The sequence below is a fragment of the Pontibacter pamirensis genome (assembly GCF_010015475.1).
GTDB classification, from domain to species: domain Bacteria; phylum Bacteroidota; class Bacteroidia; order Cytophagales; family Hymenobacteraceae; genus Pontibacter; species Pontibacter pamirensis.
Genome location: NZ_SSNI01000035.1, coordinates 1 through 16,231, shown reverse-complemented (window position 1 = coordinate 16,231; position 16,231 = coordinate 1). Strand labels below are relative to the sequence as shown.

Annotated in this window: 11 protein-coding genes and 1 pseudogene; 4 read left to right on the top strand and 8 right to left on the bottom strand. The window is 48.5% G+C overall.

Features of this window, described 5'->3' with window-relative positions; genetic code table 11:
- Positions 1 to 72: 72 nt before the first annotated feature.
- On the top strand, positions 73 to 1,176 hold the full coding sequence (locus tag E1919_RS21315) for a Fic family protein (RefSeq protein ID WP_162055447.1): 1,104 nt from the start codon (positions 73 to 75) through the stop codon (positions 1,174 to 1,176).
- Between the two features lie 407 nt (positions 1,177 to 1,583).
- On the opposite strand, the gene creD is transcribed toward E1919_RS21315, so the two are convergent.
- From creD to E1919_RS21285, 5 genes are all read right to left on the bottom strand, one after another.
- A complete protein-coding gene (gene creD, locus E1919_RS21310) occupies positions 1,584 to 2,909 on the bottom strand; it encodes a cell envelope integrity protein CreD (protein WP_162055446.1) in 1,326 nt (441 codons plus the stop codon).
- 478 nt (positions 2,910 to 3,387) lie between these two features.
- Positions 3,388 to 3,858, bottom strand: coding sequence for a JAB domain-containing protein (locus E1919_RS21300; RefSeq protein ID WP_162055444.1), 471 nt, complete (start codon positions 3,856 to 3,858; stop codon positions 3,388 to 3,390).
- A 356-nt stretch (positions 3,859 to 4,214) separates the two neighbouring features.
- Positions 4,215 to 5,081 (bottom strand): nucleotidyl transferase AbiEii/AbiGii toxin family protein, encoded by an 867-nt coding sequence (locus E1919_RS21295; RefSeq protein ID WP_162055443.1) that lies wholly within the window; start codon positions 5,079 to 5,081, stop codon positions 4,215 to 4,217.
- A complete protein-coding gene (locus E1919_RS21290) occupies positions 5,056 to 6,060 on the bottom strand; it encodes a type IV toxin-antitoxin system AbiEi family antitoxin (RefSeq protein WP_162055442.1) in 1,005 nt (334 codons plus the stop codon). The genes E1919_RS21295 and E1919_RS21290 overlap by 26 nt, the downstream gene beginning before the upstream one ends.
- A gap of 163 nt (positions 6,061 to 6,223) precedes the next feature.
- Positions 6,224 to 7,534, bottom strand: a complete 1,311-nt coding sequence (locus tag E1919_RS21285; RefSeq protein WP_162055441.1) for a site-specific integrase — start codon at positions 7,532 to 7,534, stop codon at positions 6,224 to 6,226.
- Between the two features lie 508 nt (positions 7,535 to 8,042).
- Between E1919_RS21285 and E1919_RS21280 the strand changes: the two genes are divergently transcribed.
- Together E1919_RS21280 and E1919_RS21275 are read left to right on the top strand one after the other, a co-directional pair.
- The gene (locus E1919_RS21280) at positions 8,043 to 8,372 is read left to right on the top strand and encodes a hypothetical protein (RefSeq protein WP_162055440.1); all 330 of its coding nucleotides are present in this window, start codon (positions 8,043 to 8,045) and stop codon (positions 8,370 to 8,372) included.
- A gap of 227 nt (positions 8,373 to 8,599) precedes the next feature.
- Positions 8,600 to 9,585, top strand: a pseudogene (locus E1919_RS21275) (IS481 family transposase).
- Between the two features lie 361 nt (positions 9,586 to 9,946).
- On the opposite strand, the gene E1919_RS21270 reads toward E1919_RS21275, so the two are convergent.
- Both E1919_RS21270 and E1919_RS21265 read right to left on the bottom strand, forming a co-directional pair.
- Positions 9,947 to 11,329: a TonB-dependent receptor gene (locus E1919_RS21270; protein WP_162055439.1), complete on the bottom strand. Its 1,383-nt coding sequence runs from the start codon at positions 11,327 to 11,329 to the stop codon at positions 9,947 to 9,949.
- A 30-nt stretch (positions 11,330 to 11,359) separates the two neighbouring features.
- Positions 11,360 to 13,483, bottom strand: a complete 2,124-nt coding sequence (locus E1919_RS21265) for a copper-translocating P-type ATPase (RefSeq protein ID WP_202915964.1) — start codon at positions 13,481 to 13,483, stop codon at positions 11,360 to 11,362.
- A gap of 353 nt (positions 13,484 to 13,836) precedes the next feature.
- Here E1919_RS21265 and E1919_RS21260 point away from each other — a divergent pair, with 353 nt between their 5' ends.
- Entirely contained in the window at positions 13,837 to 14,469 is a 633-nt protein-coding gene (locus tag E1919_RS21260; RefSeq protein ID WP_162055438.1) for a DUF2911 domain-containing protein, read from the top strand.
- 419 nt (positions 14,470 to 14,888) lie between these two features.
- On the opposite strand, the gene E1919_RS21255 is transcribed toward E1919_RS21260, so the two are convergent.
- Positions 14,889 to 15,683: a DUF5602 domain-containing protein gene (locus E1919_RS21255; RefSeq protein ID WP_162055437.1), complete on the bottom strand. Its 795-nt coding sequence runs from the start codon at positions 15,681 to 15,683 to the stop codon at positions 14,889 to 14,891.
- Positions 15,684 to 16,231 lie beyond the last annotated feature (548 nt).

Here is a 16,231-nt window from a genome sequence, read left to right as displayed (position 1 = left end):
TGAGCCGATTACATTCTCTATTCGGCTCAAATTTATTTTATATTTGAGCCATTTAAGTGTTATATTCGGCTCATGATCTACAATTGGCAACAACCCGACTGGCCTGAATTCAGGTATGATGTAAGCGAAGTAGAAGACATGCTTTTCGAGTTCGCAGAGTTGACGGGCCATGTCAGTGGGATATTGAAGGCCCTGCCTGAAGCGGTGCAGTTGGAAGCTATGATCGACTTAATGGTGGCTGAAGCTATCAAAACGTCAGAAATTGAAGGCGAGTACCTTAGCCGCCAGGACGTTGTTTCATCTATTCGCAATAACCTCGGCCTTAATCAAACCCCTGAAGCTACAAAAGATAAAATGGCACAAGGGGCTGGTGAACTGATGACCGATGCCCGTAAAACCTATGCGGATGCCTTGACAGAGGAAAAGCTCTTCCAATGGCACACGATGCTTTTAAAAGAGCAGAGACAAATCAATGTCGGGGTGTGGCGCAGCCGTGAGGAACCGATGCAGGTTATTTCAGGAGCCCTTGGCAAAGAAAAGGTACATTTTGAAGCTCCTCCTTCTTCCCGCATACCGGATGAAATGAATAGGTTCATTCAATGGTTCAATCATACAGCACCTGGAGGAGGCAATGAGTTAAAGAAAGCCCCTGTCAGGTCGGCGGTTGCACATTTGTATTTCGAGACCCTTCACCCGTTTGAAGATGGCAATGGCAGAATCGGGCGCGTCCTAGCAGAAAAAGCTTTGTCGCAAACTCTGGGACGTCCGGTGTTGCTTAGCCTCTCCAGGACAATAGAGGCAGATAAGAAGGCGTATTACAATGCCTTGGAGCAGGCCCAGAAAAGCAACGACATCACGTCCTGGGTAATGTACTTTGTAGGTGTTATTCTAAAGTCACAGCAACAGGCCATGAGCCTTGTCGATTTCATTCTGAAGAAATCCAAGTTCTTTGACCGGTTCAACAACTTGCTGAATGAACGGCAAATAAAGGCTGTAAGAAGGATGCTTGACGCAGGGTCGGAGGGTTTTGAGGGAGGTATGAACGCAAGAAAATATATAGCCATCACCAAAACCTCCAAGGCGACTGCAACAAGAGATTTGCAGCACCTTCTGGAACTGGGAGCGTTCCTTCAGGAAGGTGGCGGTCGGAGTACCCGCTATATTCTAAATATTTAATTTATAAAGGTGCTTTTTTTGCTACTGAGTAGTACTCACCTTGAGCTGTTTGCCTGCTTAAGCTAATAAAAAGATACTTCTTGTTGAAGGTGTTCTTATTTTTACACTCTAGTTAAGACACAGCAGTAGGAAGCAAGAGCTTCTTGAGAAAAAAAGAATCACTGTGATGCTTTACCTCAGACAGTAGCCAATGCCCCTCTTCTACAGGCTCTCCTGTTAAATATAACAGCCTTCCTTGTTCGCATCCTATGAGTCGCTCTATGCTGGACAAGTTTTACGGCTCGGCATCATGCTCAGGGTCGCCTGTATAGAACCGGGCCCACAGAACAGACTTTTGATTCGAAAGCTCTGTGTCTAACGAGGCATTTCGTAGGCACTATCCTCTTGCATTGCCATGGCCAGCCGGTCTATTCTTCCTTGCTCTCGAGATTTAAATTATACCAATCAATTTTGCGGGAGAAATACATCACAAGCCCCAGGATAATAAAGATACCGACGCTTCCAATTAACAAAGCATAGTCCTGCAGTTGAATGATCACAAAAATGAAAGTGTAAAGTACTGACAGAATCCCGGAGATCAGCATTGTCAGCTTTGAAGACCTTAGGATTGCGCGAATATAGCCTGCAATGAGCAGAAGAGTCGAAACGGCTGATACAATGAATGCGATGTTAAATTTCAAATGTTCTGATAGAGAAAGTAAAAGAGTGTAGAAAACTACCAGGGCCACTCCAACTAGGATGTACTGGATCGGGTGAATGAAGATTTTGTTGAGCACCTCGATGAAGAAGAACGCCAAAAAGGTGAACCCGATAAACAGGATTGCGTACCGGATTGACCTGTAGGATTTCTGGTAGTTGTCAACCGGAAGAAGCAAGTCAATCCCGAAGGAGGAGTCACTGACTGAGTGGCGGTCACTTGTCCAAATCTGGGGGAAGTTTCTATTCAGGTGTAGCACGTTCCATTCTGCCTCAAAGCCTTTTTCTGTCACCTCTCTCTTATCAGGGAGGAAAGCACCGTTGAAACTCGGGTTAGGCCATTCGGAAGCCAGACGAATGTTAGTCACCTTTCCTACCGGAGTAAAGTATAACAGCTGGCTTCCTTTGAGGTCTAGACGCAGACTGAAACTGTACGAGGTGCTGTCGTTGGGTTCCAAACGAACCAGGCCGTTGATCCCGCTCTTCACAACGTCGTTTGACGAAACCCCGGGATTGAACGAGATCTTTTCCCTGTTCCACGTTAGGTCCACCTGCTCTTCTATTCCCCTGAGGTCATCAATGCCGACTACGAACTCTGCTTTGTCAAACAGAATAATACGCGGCTGTACGTCAACTGCCGCAAGATCAATTTTGCTGAACGACCCTGAGATATCAAGTGTGGAATTGTAGACTACGATTTCGTAAATGCCCCTGCTCCTTTTTTCAGGAGTGATGTTTCCTGAAATATTGAGTTGTGTCGGCAGAACATGGAGATATTCTTTAATTTGAACAATTTTCTCTGTTGAGTCTTTTTTGGAAAGTTCCTTGACGTATCTGTAATAGGGTATAGAGATGAAGGGCCCTGAAATTGTCTGCTCTTCTCCCCATTTAGAGCTCACTTCCCTGATGGCTTCATCTTGTGTCAACTCTCTCTCTAGAATCAGATCTTCGATCATAGAGGTTGGAATGAGCAACAGCAGTGTGATGATTACGACCGTTCCTATCTTAAAATAAATATTGCTCTTCAATGGTTGCATACTTTCCTGCCGCTTGTTGTTTTAAATCCGGCTATGACCATTGCATATACGCCGCTGTTCCGCCCAGCCAGCCTATGGGTGCCGTGTAACCGGAAACAAGGCAGCGAATATAATACATTGAATTTTTGTTATATAATAAATGCTCTATTCTTTCTTCTCCGGTGAGAGTATCAAAACCAGTACCTGCGATTCTAGCCTCTGGGGCTGTTTGCGAAGGTTGGTCGGAGCGCCACCTGTGGCACTGTGTATGCGTTGCGAACACTTTTCCGGAAGATCAGATTGTGAACGCACTGAGATCACAATTGAGTTGGACGCACCTGCACATTCTAGCCACCATGTAGGATAAGCCGAAGCGAGTTTTTTAAACTGAGCTTAGCGTACAGGAACGGTGGAGCACACGTGTCCTGCAGGAGCGGATCGACAGCATAAGGTGAGGTGTACTTTACTGTGATATTTATTTTAATGAGCACAAAAAGGGCTACAAGAGCCCTTCGTCTGCCATAGAGTAATAACTCTCGCTGGTGATGATAATGTGGTCCAGTACCGCGATGTCGAGTAGTTCCCCACCCTGTTTCATTTTCTTTGTCAGCTGCAGGTCAGCAGCGCTTGGCTTGAGGTTGCCGGAGGGGTGGTTGTGGCAGAGGACGATGGAGGAGGCGCAGGCTTTCAGGGCAGCCACGAAGATGAGCTTCGGGTCCGCCACCGTGCCAGCCACGCCCCCTGTGGAGGTCTCATAGATACCCAGCACCTTGTTGGCCCTGTTGAGGAGCATGACCTTGAACTGTTCCACAAACTCAATCTTGCCTGTGTCCCAGCTTGCCTTCAGCACATTGTAGCAGTCGGTGGAAGAGGTGACCTGCGGTCTGTCGGAGGGTTTTACCTTTGCGCGGTAGGAGAGCTTAATCTCTGCCACTTTGGAGAAGGAGGAGTTTTTAGTGAGCTTTTCCATAATCTTTGTTTTTTTAGTGTGAGGAATTGATTATGGTGCCCCACCTGCCTTCGGGACGGACTAAGGGCATAGGTGGAGCCTGGAAAAATGCGGAGGGCTCCCTTTGGGATACCCATTTTTCCAGGACTACCTTGTCCCGTGTCCGGCACGCAAGGCTATCTTTGCACTAGAATGAATGCCAATGGATTTTTGCTTTGTTTTGTATGGGGAAAGGCATTTTGGGAAATGTTCAGCAGTTCAGGTTGCTCTTGTAATCCAGTATCACCACAACTGTGTCTGGGCTGCGTTTGCAATTGTCTAAGGGCACCCTGATTGTAATCTGATATGGCTTTTGTTGTCTATAAGAAGAGCTGTTATCAACCTGCAGTTTCTTCTATCCCTTTTTGTAACAGTTTCAGCAACTCCATGTAGTCTTCCACAGTTCCGCCTGTTGCGTTGGCCATGATAGCGGCAATGCGACTGGTGGCGGCACTTTTGGTGTTTTCCTCCAGTATCCGCATTACTCTTTCTGAAAGGGAGGTGCTTCTCCTCACAATTCTGCCCACTTCGCGCCCTAATGACTGTGCGGCTACCTTTGTCAGAAAGTTCTCATCATCACTTTCTCCAAACAGGTCGCTGTGGTGATCAAATATTTCCTCGCTGAACATTTCGAAATAGTGGAGCAGAATATCTGTAATATCCTGTATGTCGCTCCCCCTTACCTCAGGACGATCATGCCAGGCGACCAGCTTCAGCAATACAATTCCAGGTACGGTGCAGAACTTGAATTTGTGGCTGTTTTCAAGCTCTAGTTCCGGCAGACCTGCCTCATATACCTCCTTAAAGCCAGCTACGTGCAGTGTTGTTAGCCCCGTGCCCTCTACTCTTATCTTTCCGTTCTGTTCAATGCTGCCAAATGGCATTAGGTCAACTTCCTGCCCGTTCCTCCAGAGGAGCACAAAAGTGTTCTGGTGATAAGGCCGGAAGCCCTCTTTTTCAACCAGGTACTCCTTCAGCTCCTCATACTTGCCCTTCTGGTTTATCAGAACAGCGAAATCAATATCCCCTGTAGTCCGTTTGGGTGTAATGTCGTTGATAGCCCGCATCCATACATCCCTGGCAACCGCACCAATCAAGTAGAAATCAATGTTGAACCGGCTGAAGCCCCGCTCCAGCGCCTGCAGCATGTCTCCCGTTTCCGGGTTTTGCCGGAGTTGGCTATAGTTTGTCTTGTAGGAACTCATGGTATATCTTTTCTGCCGTTTCCAGGCACCTCCTGTCACCTGTTATCATCAAATCAGTATAGACTAAAAGGGGAGGGGCTATGTTGTCGTTTCCTTCATCCCTGCTCCAGAATTTCTCATACACGTTTACATTTCCCTTTGGATCCGGAATAAGGCGGTAGTTTTTGATGCACTCACTTCTGCTCTCAGATGTGTAAATCGTCAGAACTTCCGGATGCAGGTAATTTGTGTAAAGATCCGCTGCAGGTTCACCTCCCCACCAGGTGTGCCCGGCCTTCAGGGGCAGTTGCTTCCAGTTGTGGAAGTCGTCTGGCTTGAGAAACCTGAAGGTACCTACATGTAGTGACGGTTTCAAATCCTGCTGATAACCAATTATCCACCTGTTCAACAATTCTTCTTTTTTCTGAAGTTTGTACTCCCGTTGGTTAAGAGGGAGCAGGAAGCCTTGGTCTTGTAGACCTTTCAGAATATTAGAGACATTGCCCAAAGCTGTGCCGGTTATTTCGGCTATGGTACGGTAAGGCAGATTGATGTCTTCTTCAAAGCGCAGGAAGTGAAAAACGGTCCGTAGCCCTGTCTTAGTGAAGGCTCTGTTCCCCTGTTGCTTGTCCAGTTTTAACGGCTTGCTGTGTTCCAGCCAAAGGAAGAGTGGCCCCTTACGGATAAAGAGGTTCCCGTTGCTCTCCAGGTAGGGTATATCCAGCCTTTGGAGCTCCTTTTTTGCTTTTGGCTCTATCCGGTAGGCAATGAGCATGATGTCACCATTGTGCTTGTTGGCTGTCTTCTCTAACTGTAAAACATGGCTTGCCCGCAGCTCCTGCTTTACCTCGACAGGCAGCTCCAGTTCTTCCTCTTTGTAACGAATAGCAACAGCCCCATCCAAACCGTCAGGTTTGTTATCGTTCAGCCATTTAACCTTAATAGGAGTGTTCTTCTCCAGGTTCTCTATTGCTAAGCTAACAATTGTTTCTTCAGTCATGTTCACTATATTTGTTTGTTCATTATGCATGAACAAGCAAATATAGTGAACATGACTCATCAAAGCAAGAAGTGCTTAGTGTCCTGACTATTCAAGCATACTCAAGGCACGAGGCTTTATTTGGTTTGACTTCTATCAGTTAGGCCAAAGTAAGTACTGATGATTATAACTTATCAGCATTCCTGAATGCGGTAAGGTGTAGCGCGTACTGCCGTTTTACGTTATCTTCAAAGCTGTCCAGGTAGCTTTCAGTTGTTTTCAGATTGCTGTGGCCGAGCGACTCGGAGATAAACTCAGTAGGGGCGCCGGCGCGTTTGAGTACAGTGGAGAAGGAGTGCCTGGCTGTGTAGGTTGTGATGTTCTTCTCAATACCGACATCAGCTGCGACCCGCTTAATATATTTGTTTATTGTCTTAGTTGCCTGCCTTACCCTGGCCAGCTCCTCCACAGGGGTAATCCCTTCCGTAAGTATGGGGAAGACATAGGTGTCAGCTGATGCAGGTTTGTTGCCCCACTTTTTTATGATCCGGTTGATCTCAGGGGTGCGGATAGCTACAATTGGTTTGAGGTCATGCCGGGAAGTGCGCTCCGTTTTGGCCCTGATAAACGTGATGCTTTCCCGGCTCAGCTGCCTGTACTTCAGCCGGGCAATATCTTTAATATTAATACCGTTGCACAGGTAAGAGAACACCCAGTAATCGCGCGATTTCGCCTCACTGGCGTGTACAGGATTATAGTTGAATATTTTCTCTATGTCGGAGAGCACCAAGGCCTTCTTGACATTCTTGCCGGATGGCATCCTGTACTTCCTTCTGCCAAAGGGATAATAGTCCCTGCTCAAGTCACCGGTTTCAATGGTATCGTTAAACAGCGTGCGTAGCGTTCTTAAATACATGCTTACCGTTGAAAGCGTTTTCCCGCGGTTAAGCATCCATTTTTCGTAGCTGTTGAGAAAGCTTACGGTTACAGCGGTAAACAACAGCGGCTTTTTTCTTTTCAACAGCGCTTCCTTTCTTTCTTTTGCCTTTTCTATGGACAGCCCTTTTCGGGTAATAGGGGGCTCTTTCAGGGTGTAGGAGAGCAAGGAGAGGTAGGCGGTTTCGTAAAAGCTGGCGTTCCCCGCCTGTCCGTTCTGACCCAACTGCATGATGCGTTGTTCATAGGCCGCAAAGACATCGCTGCGAGCCGGTAGGTCAAGAAACTTCCTGTCGAAGGCATCAAATGAAAACACAGGAATCTTCTCAATCGCTTTTACAGCCTTCTGCTCCACAGCCTGTAAAGCTAGCTGCATTTCTTTGAACCTACCCCTTGGCTTTTCCCCCTGTACTCTGGAGAATTCCTCTTCAGTAAGGGCGTACTGCGTGCCGTAGTATTTTCGCTGCCTTTGAAAGGTAACCCTTAGTTTGACACGATAAGTACCGCCCTTCAAAGGGCGTCTGGTATCCAGCATGATAGAGGTTGATGCAGTTATCATAGTTGTGTGCACTTAAAAGTATGTGCACACAATTTGCACACAAAGGATTGAAATAGCAATAATTAACAAAAAATAAATATTTTATAATCTATTGATTTACAGTATTTTGATAAACATGTATAAATATCGATAACTATGAAAAATACATTTGTTTACCTCTTCTAAGCAGTAGGTCTTTGGTTCGAATCCAAACGGGATCACAGGAAGTAAATGAAAAACCCTCTCTGCAGCATGTAGAGAGGGTTTTTTTATGCCGTGTGCAGTAACTACTGCACACGATGTCTTCTAGATGGTATTTTACTGCACACGCGCTGCACAGTCAAATTCTTTAAATTTTTATAAATACTATAGTGCCTTTATGGGTGTTTCATGGTTTTATGAGCAGGTATAAAGTGCCATAAACTTCACCAACTCCTCCTGCATCGACTACAACTAATCTGTATTAAACATTCACTCTGTAGCTTTTTATTCGTTTGTAGTTTCTGAACGTAATGGCTAATTTAAAGCAATGAAGACAACATCAGAAAAACTCGAATTTTACCACGGTAAGCTTGATGAAGAGGCCCAAAGACAGTTGGATGAAGAAATAAGGGAGTTACAGAGAGACCATTTCAGGGAACTTGGCTTCGAAGAGCGGGGAAAGGGCTGGCTATGGATAAACAGGGAGCATAATCTAATGATAGAGGGCTGGGGAGACTTTTCAGGTACTTTCTTCTCAGTTATCAAACCGTACTATCTATATGACCGGAGCAACCGTACAGGACCTTTTGATGGTAAAGAGTTAGCATCCGGAAATAAAATGGAGATAGTTGCTGCTTTACAGAAGCTAATGGTCTAGAAATGACCATTAAAAAGTTGTAGAGCGGGAAATGAGTATAAGCGACCACCTGTTGAAAATAGATAGCCGCTCACAACCATTGCTTAAATTGTGAAGGTTCAATAGATTCGCTACATTTTCACCTGTTGATTCAATCTCAAGATATTACTATTATTACTGCTGTGGACTTGTGGGTAACTTGACAGAGTTATCCATAAATCCACAGCTATTTTTTTGCCTGTGTCGCTATGAAAAGAGAGGAGCAGAAGCAGAAAGCCAGAGAAGACTGGATAAGGGTTTACCAGCAGCTAGGCTCTGTCAGCAAAGCTGCTCTTCGGTGTGGCATCGCCCGCTCCACTCTGCACCGATGGATCAAGCGCCTGCCAGATGAAGGGTTGGCGGACCGTTCCAGAAGGCCCCACAGGTTAGCCCGACAAAAATGGGATGATGATGTAATCAACCTGATTCTGGACATCAGGGACACCTGCCGCTACGGCAAAATAAGGATCTGCTCACACCTTCTGCAGCACTATCAGGTTAGGATATCTCCTTCCACTGTGGCAGGGTGCTTGAGAAGTATGATATGAAATTGCTCAAGCGCTACCGCAAGAAGAAGGAGTTTAAGCGCTACACTAAAGAGATTCCGGGAGAAAGGGTGCAGATGGATGTCTGTAAGATTGGTACGGGTATCTACCAGTATACAGCCATTGACGACTGTAGCCGCTTCAGAGTACTGCACACCTATTCCAGAAGAACGGCCAAAAACACTGTGGACTTTCTCGAGCGGGTGGTAGAGCAAATGCCATTTCCCATACAGCGGGTGCAAACCGACAGGGGCAAGGAGTTCTTCGGTATCGCTTTCCAGGAGATACTGCAGGAGTACGGCATCAAGTTCAGGCCTATCAAACCTCGCTCTCCCCACCTGAACGGTAAGGTAGAGAGGAGCCACCAGACGGACCTGCAGGAGTTTTACATGACGGCTAACCTGAAGGATCCATGCCTCAACGACAGGCTGGAGGAATGGCAGTTCCATTACAACTGGTACCGCTCCCACAGTTCCCTGAAGGGCAGAACGCCTATGGATGTTGTCACCGAAAAGTCAGCCCTGACTCCGCTATGGGAAGACATAGAGGCAAAGTATGATCCGGCCAGAGAACCGATCCGTGAGCAGAACTATGGCTGGGAGAGAAGGCTGAGCAAATACAAGAAAAAAGGAAAGCCTGCCAGAAATTAGGAATGTCTAACTTCTGGCAGGCCTAAAAGTGTAGCGGATCTATAGAACCACTACAAAGGGTAGTGTCAAGAGGTTGTACGACCGGTATCTATAAGTCCATTTTCATCCTTTTTCTATAGCAAGTGGAGGGTGAAACAGACTGAGCTGAAGAAGGGTAAATCATCACGATCTTACGTAGCATGTATTTTAAGCAAGCATCTGCCTCTTTTTTAAAGTTGAAGAGACACAATGATTGGTTGCAGCTTAGACTTAAGAGCCGTATTATGTAAGGCTGTTTCTTAACCGTTGTTCCGGTGGAACAGTGGGACTTTGACAGAATGAAAGGTCTTAGAGTGCTCCATCCCACAGAGACGCTAAGCCCCTACGAACGGGGCACCATCACTCTTGGGAAGAGACGCAGGTAGACCTGACCGCTGATCGGTAGCTCCCCATAATATGGTTGTAGTCCACTTGCCGCTCTAAAAACACTTACCTGTGCGCCCAAATTCACGTTCACGGTACCTACCTCGATGAGTTGCCTGTTGGCTCCTACCGTCAAGGCGTTGACACCTAAGGTTTCATCATGCCCGAAGGCCTCCTCCTCAAATCCCAGCTCCTCTGCCGACTTCTGTACAAACTCGTAGCGCCCGTAGACGGCAAACCTGTCGTTCTGCAGGTTGGACTCCAGCAGGAAGGAGTGCTCTTTGTGATGAGCATCAACATAGTTATAGCCCCAGTTGGCAGAGGCGGTAAAGTAGCGGTTATCACCACTCAGCATGTTGCCGTAGAGCACAGCCGCCGTGGTACGGTACACATCCTCGTCAGGCTCCGCCACCTCCGGACTCTTTACAAAAGCAGTTGACGCCTGCATACTCCAGTTGGTGGACGGATTGTAGGTGAAGCGAACTGCACGGGAGTCGAAGCGGGGCTTGTCGAAGTTATATCGCTCCTCGTCTGGCTCCCGGCCTGTAAAGGAGGAACCTTCCAATTTAAGATTGCGGTAGCGGACTCCCAATGTGGCCACCCCGAAGGAGATATGGGTAGCGTCCTGCCAGTGATGACCCAGCGGCGAGTCCGGGTTGTTGAGCGCTGACGGGCGGTGCATAAAGGCCACATTGCTCAGGGCTGGCTCACCGGGGTAGCCCAGGTACACAAACACGTCTGCCTCCTCCGATAGCATATGCGTGTACCCAACGGACAGCTCACTGAACAGGTCGTGCGGGTGCTGGCGGTCTATAAGCGGGGAGCCTTCGAAGGTTTCCCCTGTCTGGAAAAGCAGCGGATAGCCGTTGCCGCCCACCGTAAGCGGGTCCAGGGATATCATGCCGCTGAACCGGAGTAACCCCCTGTTCCCTATAAAGCGCTGCCCCATCAGCATAAACCAGTTCGGAGCGTCAAACTGGCTGTCGCCACGTTCACCCGCCTCAAAAACGTCCTGCTTGTTATAGCGCAGAAACAGGTTGTAGTGCAGCATCAGCATCCAGTTGCCCCGGTGGAACATATTGCCGTACATGGGTGACTCATCAGGAAGCCAGCCTGTGCCGGAGGCATTGCGGCTCATAGGCAGGTTACGGGAGAAGGCATGAGACATGGGCATCTGCATCTTTCCGTGCTGCATGCCCATGTGCTGCGAATGGTCCTGCTGCCCCATCTGATGGGTCGCCGTGTCTTTGGGCTGTTGTTGGTGCCCCTGGTGCTGCGCTTTAGCTGGAAGCGCCAAAACGGCTGTGGCCAGGAAGCACAGGAAGGTTATGGTTGTTTTCATAGGTTGTGTTAGATGCTGTTTCTGTATAAGTTACTTTATCTGCCTTCGCAGTAGTTGTGCATTGATAGCTACGATTACGGTGCTCAGGCTCATCAGCGCGGCACCGACAGCCGGGGAGATCATGATGCCCTGGTTGTATAGTACGCCTGCTGCCAGCGGAAGTGCTATAATGTTGTATCCTGTGGCCCAGATAAGGTTCTGTATCATCTTGCGGTAGGTGGCTTTTCCGAAGAGGATGAGGGAGGCGATGTCCTGCGGGTTGCTGTTGACCAGGATGATATCGGCTGTCTCTGCCGCCACGTCTGTGCCGGAGCCTACGGCGATGCCTACATCAGCCTGGGCCAGGGCAGGGGCGTCGTTCACGCCGTCTCCTGTCATGGCCACAAACTCTCCCTGCTGCTGCAGTTCCTTCACCTTCTCCTGCTTCTGGTGGGGCAGCACGTTAGCCAGGTAGCCATCCATGCCCAGTTTGTCGCTCACGCTTTTAGCCACGCGCTCGTTGTCCCCGGTCAGCAGCAGGTTTTTGATGCCGTTCGCCTTCAGCACCCGGATGGCTTCTGCAGACTCAGGGCGTATCTGGTCCCGGAGCGTGATGTAGCCTGCCACCTGACCGGCTACCAGCACATACACCACCGTCTCCACGCCCTCCTCTGCCTGGCTTTGGGGCACCTGTACATTATATTCCTTAATATAGTTCGGGCCAACCACCTTCACGTCATGCCCCTCTACCGTGCCTTCCAGCCCTTTACCGGGGAGGTAGTTAAAATTTTCGGAGGCAGGTACGGTGATGCCCTCCGCCTTCGCTTTTTTGAGGATACCCTGGGAGATATAATGCTCTGAGTGCTGCTCCACGCCAGCTGCCAATCTAAGTAACTCCTGTTCGTTTACAGTCTGCTGAAACACCACTACCTGCGCTACCTCATGGGAGCCCTGGGTCAGGGTGCCGGTCTTATCGAAAATAATAGTGGTGATGTTGCGGGAGTTTTCAAAAGCCGTACGGTTGCGGATGAGCAGGCCGTTGTTTGCCGATACGGCCGTGGAAATAGCCACCACCAGCGGGATAGCCAACCCGAGCGCATGCGGGCAGGAGATGACCATCACCGTCACCATGCGCTCCAGGGCAAAGTTCAGTTCGGCTCCAGCCAGAAGCCAGGCAGCCAGTGTGCCGAAGCCTGCCGTCAGCGCCAGGTAGGCCAGCCATTTGGCAGCTTTGTCAGCGAGACGCTGCGTTTCAGACTTTGTCTTCTGCGCCTCCTGCACCAGGGTGATGACCTTGTTCAGGTAGCTGTCCTTGCCGGTACTCTCCACGCGCACCTGCAGCGAGCCGTTGCCGTTAATGGAGCCACCAATTACCTTGTCGTCTTTGTCTTTCTGCACAGGTTTGCTCTCACCCGTCAGCATGCTCTCGTTCAGGTAGCTTTCCCCCTGCACTACCACTCCATCGGCAGGTACTTTCTCGCCAGGCTTTACCAAGATGATGTCTCCCTGCTTCAATTCCTCCACCCTTACTGTTACTGGCTGCCCGTTCCGAATCACCTGCGCTTCGGCAGGCATCATACTTACCAGCAGCTCCAGCGCTTTAGAGGCACCCAGCACGGACTTCATCTCTATCCAATGCCCCAGCAGCATCACCACTATCAGCGTGGCCAGCTCCCAAAAGAAGTCCATGCCTTCTAAGCCAAAAGTGACGGCCGTGCTGTAGAGATAAGCCACCGTGATGGCCACGCCAATCAGCGTCATCATACCCGGAGCGCCTTTCTTTACCTCCTCCGCCAGCCCCGTGAGGAAAGGCCATCCGCCGTAGAAGAAAATGATGCTGGAAAGGACAAAGGCAATGTACATGCTGTAGGGCACATCGAGCGAGTACCCGAGAATGTGCTGCACCATCGGGCTGAGCACAATCACCGGTGCCGACAGCACAAGCGAAATCCAAAAGCGCCTTTTGAAGTCTTCAATCATCATGCGGTGGTGGTCGTGCCCTCCGCCACCGTGCCCTACATGCTCCCCGTGAGGCGGTGGGGTTCCTTCTCCATGTGGCATGGCTTCCCTGTGACCATGCAGCGCTTTCTCCTCCAGCTGCTCCTCTACCTTTCCGGCCTTGCTTTTCGCCTGTGACTTTGCAGGCTGGTGGTGGTGTTCCTGATGTTCCTTCATGGCTTGAAACTTTTGGTTCAGGTTCTGCAGAATAAGTAAATCATTAGCGGCAACACTACAATCTATACGATTTAGCTGCACCACTGTGATTGCTTGTCCTGCTTATGTTGAAGCAAATTAGCAGGAATAAGCCAGGATTCTGTTACACATTTCCGTGTAGTTGTTACATGTTTAACTGCTTGACGATGTGCAGCAGTATGTTGTGGCAGGAGAAGAGAGAAATGCCGGCATCTATTTTATAGGGACAAACTGCCTCTGCTCGCAGAACATGACCATAAGCGCTTTTAAAATTGCCAGTTTAGATGTTATTTCGCTGGCACAAAAGACTTTCTACACATCGAGATAAACCTTATATGACAATCAAATTACGCAGCGGCCTCTTCGCTGTTGCCCTTAGTGTTACACTTGCTTCCTGCAGCGAGCAGGTAGCAGAGCAGGAAACTCCAGAACAGGAAAACCACCATGCCACCGCACATGAGGCAGAAGCGCAGGATGGAGCGTTGGCCATACAGGCACAGTCCGAGCCTGATACCCTGAAGGGCAGCTTGAAAGCCGAGGCGCACGGGAGGATCGGGCCTGCCCATTTGACGGTTGCCTACCATTCTCCTGCTGTGCGCGGCAGAGTGATCTGGGGTGGCCTGGTGGCCAACAACCAGGTGTGGGTAACGGGGGCGCACTCGGCTACCAGCCTGCAGACGGACCAGCCGATTACGATTGGAGGACAGCCGCTGCCGGCAGGGAAATATGCGCTGTTCACCATTCCGGGGGAGCAGGAGTGGACTGTCATCATCAACAAGAACTGGGAGCAGCACCTGGCAGATGACTATTCGGAAGCAGAAGACGTGGTTCGCTTTACGGTAAAACCTGAAACTGTGGAGCAGCACCAGGAGCGGCTGCGTTATGAAATCGTACCCCAGAATAATGAACAGGGGGCTGTTGTCATGACATGGGATAAGCTGAAGCTGTCGCTTCCGGTGGGCGTTTAGGCTAAAAAAACCCTATTGTGCGCTCGGGCACGCCCTTTCTTGCTGCTGATAATCCTGCTCTTATAAAACAGGTTGCGGTATTGACAGGCTCAATTTTCTTAATGAACAGGCCTTTGCAGAAACAGAGCCTGCAATGGAGTGGAGGGGCAGTGCTGCGGAAGTAACTTGGGCAGAAAGCTCATCAGCCCACACCCACTTTTCCTAAACAACCTATTTGAGCTGCGCGAAGCATGCAGAGCCAATTTGCCTGTATGGCACCTATACCTTTTTGCTTCTTCTAATTATCATGGAGTAGCATTTTGGCTATAACAAGGAATGCCCCTCATTAGGAAGGGCATTCCTTGTTATATAACGTAAGTTATGTAAAGGAGGAGAGAGTTTCCTACCCAAACTGGCTAGGAAACTCTTTCTTGTTTGCCTCAGTTACGCCACTCTAAGTCAGTCAGAGCAACAGAATAAGTCCCCTTCATCGCGCTATGCTTTATGGTGTAGGATTCAGGATAGTAGCCAGCCTCTTCATGCTTGAGTAGAGACGGAATAGGTGTCTCCACTGATTCATTTGCTTCCATGTCATTAAAATAAGCAAGGGTAATCATTGGCTCAAAGAAGTGCACTCTGTCACCGTGAGACCCGTAGATGAAGGTTTTGCTAAACCCAGCAGGAGAATACTCCGGTGAGGTTACGTCCACCCAGTGCACACCCATATTCGGAACAGCAAACGGCTCAGGGCCAAAGGTATAGATAGAGGGGAACACTCCTCTTTCAACCAGTTTGTAGGCCCCTTCGTCAATACCTGGCTGTATTTGCTTAACCTGCGCTTCTGTGATTTTGAAGAAGTGGAAGTCGAAGTGAGGAACAGTATACACCCCGGCCGGCTCATGCCCCATCGGGTTCCAGTCTAACATAACTGATTTTATTCCTGTAGCGTGTGCCTGTCCCGGCAGCTCAAGAAAAAACATTCCCATCTCTTCCGGCAGGTCTTGCAGTACCTCCTCAGACATCTCAACCCCAATCGCTGCAGGCTTGCCATTCACCATTTCTACCCAGGTACGGGCAGTACCCCCCAACAGGGTGGTTGCAGGCCCGTAATGGACAACTTTTCTTGGCTTCTCCGGCTGTATAAAATCTTCAAGCTCGCACCCTGACATGGCCAGGAGACAAAGCAGCAGAGATGTCCCTAACAGCCTATGGCTGTAATTCTTTAAGTTAATCATAGTTTTTTTTGTTTAAATGTTTAACAATAGGAGTAAAGCCAGCTGTAAGGGATCTGCAGCAGGAGTGACAAGGGCAGAATAAAAGGTAAATATATTTAGTGTAATTAAAAAATGTGTATAATTATACTAAGTTTTAACTGGTCTTCACTAATAATTTTCTGGAGTTAAAGCACCCATAACTACCTAGAGTTGACTTTCCTGCAGCGTTTTAATGATCTGCATTCTTATTCTAACAGCCTGCTCCCCTTATTTATTCAAAATGGCACCATGCTTAGAAATCGGTTCTAATTAACATAAGAGTAGGTATAAGCGAAACTCCTTTTCCAGTAAACCGGGGAGGAGTTTCAATCATCTCTTTTATTTGACTTTAAAAGTAAAATTAAAAATCATCTACTTATTATACATTATTATCAATCTATAGTAAGTACTGAGACAAAATTACATTAAACTACATCCTATAGTCAGAGAAGCTAATAAACAAATTCTTCCCCACGGCGGCCAGCGCCCTTTTAGTGGCATAAAACAGGTTGTCCGTGGTCAGGTAATCC

Coding starts and splice junctions, on each gene's coding strand:
- E1919_RS21290 (WP_162055442.1), bottom strand. CDS start 6,060: ATGACTGAAGAAACAATTGTTAGCTTAGCAATAGAGAACCTGGAGAAG.
- E1919_RS21280 (WP_162055440.1), top strand. CDS start 8,043: ATGAAGACAACATCAGAAAAACTCGAATTTTACCACGGTAAGCTTGAT.
- E1919_RS21255 (WP_162055437.1), bottom strand. CDS start 15,683: ATGATTAACTTAAAGAATTACAGCCATAGGCTGTTAGGGACATCTCTG.
- creD (WP_162055446.1), bottom strand. CDS start 2,909: ATGCAACCATTGAAGAGCAATATTTATTTTAAGATAGGAACGGTCGTA.
- E1919_RS21300 (WP_162055444.1), bottom strand. CDS start 3,858: ATGGAAAAGCTCACTAAAAACTCCTCCTTCTCCAAAGTGGCAGAGATT.
- E1919_RS21260 (WP_162055438.1), top strand. CDS start 13,837: ATGACAATCAAATTACGCAGCGGCCTCTTCGCTGTTGCCCTTAGTGTT.
- E1919_RS21285 (WP_162055441.1), bottom strand. CDS start 7,534: ATGATAACTGCATCAACCTCTATCATGCTGGATACCAGACGCCCTTTG.
- E1919_RS21270 (WP_162055439.1), bottom strand. CDS start 11,329: ATGAAAACAACCATAACCTTCCTGTGCTTCCTGGCCACAGCCGTTTTG.
- E1919_RS21265 (WP_202915964.1), bottom strand. CDS start 13,483: ATGAAGGAACATCAGGAACACCACCACCAGCCTGCAAAGTCACAGGCG.
- E1919_RS21295 (WP_162055443.1), bottom strand. CDS start 5,081: ATGAGTTCCTACAAGACAAACTATAGCCAACTCCGGCAAAACCCGGAA.
- E1919_RS21315 (WP_162055447.1), top strand. CDS start 73: ATGATCTACAATTGGCAACAACCCGACTGGCCTGAATTCAGGTATGAT.